Below are 1,256 nucleotides of genomic sequence, written 5' to 3'. Positions count from 1 at the left end.
AACCGAAAAAGGGCCCGCCGATAGCGATGCCAAGCCAGATTAGAGAGAGTAAAGCCGTGGCGTGAACATTCGTAAATTGATAGGAACTTACGAGAAATAAGGCGCCCCATGAAGTAGCGAACAACGGCGTCGGCCCCCAAATGGCAAAACCGAACAATGCAATCCACCATGATTGCGTTTGTTTAAAGACATCACGTAAATAAAGACGGTTTCCTTGCTCTAGCAATTTGGCAGCCGATTTAGTTAGATGGGCCTTAGGTTTATCCTGAATAACTAACCAATTGAGTATGGTAAGTAAAAAACCCAATGCCGCAATAAAGTAAGTCGTTCGTTGCCAACCATACAGGTTTGCAAAATGCGCCACGGGCGCTGAGCCAATAACAGCGCCAGCGCACCCAAGGACTTGCACCAGCCCTGCATACATGGCAAATCGCTTAGCACCGAGCCAATAAGCGCCGACCCATAAAGCGCCGAGATAAGCGATGGAGGCGGTAAATCCGATAATAAAACGAGCAATGACAGCGAGAGGAAAATAAGTAGTGGACGCAAAGATAAGCGTTGCTATGGAACAAATTAGAAGCCCTAAAGAAAGCGAACGACGCGCACCAAATTTATCGCACAACATGCCGGATGGAATTTGCATCAAGGCATAGCCGTAAAAAAAACTGCTAAATAAAATACTGAGTTCACCAGCTTGAATTTTGAACGCGTCTAATAACTCATGCGCGACAGCCATCGGCATGACGCGGACTAAAAAATCGTACGCGTAAAAGGAAGAAGCGACGATGCTTACAATTAGTGATGTCAGCCAAAGATGGGGTTTCGTGTTTTTCTTACTAATCAGCATAATTACCCTCTATGCGAAATTTATACCCTTTGTACTCCCTTTGCAATGATGCCATAAACAAATCAGACCATGATGGGAAGGAGTCCCTAAATGTATTGTCGTAAGCCAATATTCATTCGCTGTTTTTACATTTTGATGCTTGCCTTTGGTTTGCTCGGAATAGCATCTCACATTATTGCTCAAAATAATAGCCGTAGACTAGCCATTTTAATCGACATAAGAGGCCGCATTTTTCCAGCCAGCGGCGATTTTTTCATCGCAGTCTAAAGCACAAGCTACTAACCCAAGCGCCAGCCGTTAGAAGAATTAAGCGCGGGCGCCGTCGGTTTTGTCGTTGCGGGGATTAAAGATATTTTCGGTGCGCCCGTCGGCGATACGCTCACGCATGCCAAACAATCAGCCGGCTCGC

General features: G+C 45.9%; 1 protein-coding gene and 2 pseudogenes. 2 read left to right on the top strand and 1 reads right to left on the bottom strand.

Going from position 1 to position 1,256, the window contains the following annotated elements; translation table 11 throughout:
* Positions 1-847: MFS transporter (locus tag FIV31_RS07540; protein WP_280124346.1), on the bottom strand; the 847-nt coding region annotated here is incomplete at its 3' end.
* A gap of 90 nt (positions 848-937) precedes the next feature.
* Here FIV31_RS07540 and FIV31_RS07535 point away from each other — a divergent pair.
* Together FIV31_RS07535 and FIV31_RS07530 are read left to right on the top strand one after the other, a co-directional pair.
* Positions 938-1,102 (top strand): annotated as a pseudogene (locus FIV31_RS07535) (NfeD family protein); the annotation flags it as partial.
* A gap of 27 nt (positions 1,103-1,129) precedes the next feature.
* Positions 1,130-1,256: pseudogene (locus FIV31_RS07530) on the top strand (translation elongation factor 4); the annotation flags it as partial.

It is taken from the genome of Coxiella endosymbiont of Ornithodoros amblus, assembly GCF_019425495.1.
Taxonomy (GTDB): Bacteria; Pseudomonadota; Gammaproteobacteria; order Coxiellales; family Coxiellaceae; genus Coxiella.
The sequence above is the reverse complement of the archived record's forward strand: the minus strand, read 5'-3'. Positions and strand labels throughout refer to the sequence as shown.